Consider the following 965-nt stretch of genomic DNA (forward strand, 5'->3'; position numbering starts at 1 on the left):
GCTTGTTGGATTTTCTCACGGTTACGTGTGATTACTGCACCCGTTAAGCCGTATTCTGTGTTGTTTGCAATTTCAATTGCATGATTAAAATCATTAGCCTTGCAGATACCAACAACTGGTCCAAAAATTTCTTCTTGCATAATACGAGCTTTTGGATCAAGGTCAGCAATAATTGTTGGTTCGATGAAGAATCCTTTTGAGTTATCTCCAGTTCCACCTGCAACTAAACGGCCTTCGCCCTTACCGATTTCAATATATCCCATTATTTTATTGAAAGAACTTTGGTCAATTACTGGACCTGTGAACGTTTCTTGCAATTCAGGGTTTCCAGTTGATTTTTCCTTCGTAATTTCGATAACACGATTTAATACTTGATCGTAGACATCTTCAACAATGACTGCACGAGAACATGCAGAACATTTTTGTCCTGAGAAACCGAATGCGGAAGCAACAATCGATTGAGCAGCTAATTCTAAATCTGCTTCGCTATCCACCACGATTGTATCTTTTCCACCCATTTCCGCAATTACGCGCTTCATCCAAATTTGACCTTCGTTTAACTTAGATGCACGTTCGAAAATGCGTAATCCAACATCACGAGAACCTGTGAAGCTGATGAAACGAGTATCTTTATGGTCGACTAAGTAGTCTCCTACTTCAGCACCGCTTCCTGGAACGAAGTTAAGAACACCTTTTGGTAATCCTGCTTCTTCCATGACTTCTACAAATTTAGCTGCAACGATTGGAGTTGTTGAAGCTGGCTTTAATAAAACAGTGTTTCCTGTTACAATCGCAGCAACTGCTGTACCAGCCATGATTGCTAATGGGAAGTTCCAAGGAGAGATAATGATTCCTACTCCTAACGGAATGTAGTCATAACGATTATATTCATTCGGACGGCTGTTCACAGGAACACCATCTTTAATTTGTAGCATTTGACGAGCATAGAATTCTAAGAAATCAAT

1 protein-coding gene is annotated in these 965 nt (G+C 39.9%); it reads right to left on the minus strand.

The annotated features are described in order from the left end of the window. Nucleotides 1-965 (minus strand): aldehyde dehydrogenase family protein (locus LRP83_RS23130; protein ID WP_230499186.1); only part of this gene is annotated, 965 nt, incomplete at both ends.

This window comes from Pseudoneobacillus rhizosphaerae (assembly GCF_917563885.1).
GTDB lineage: Bacteria > Bacillota > Bacilli > Bacillales > Cytobacillaceae > Pseudoneobacillus > Pseudoneobacillus rhizosphaerae.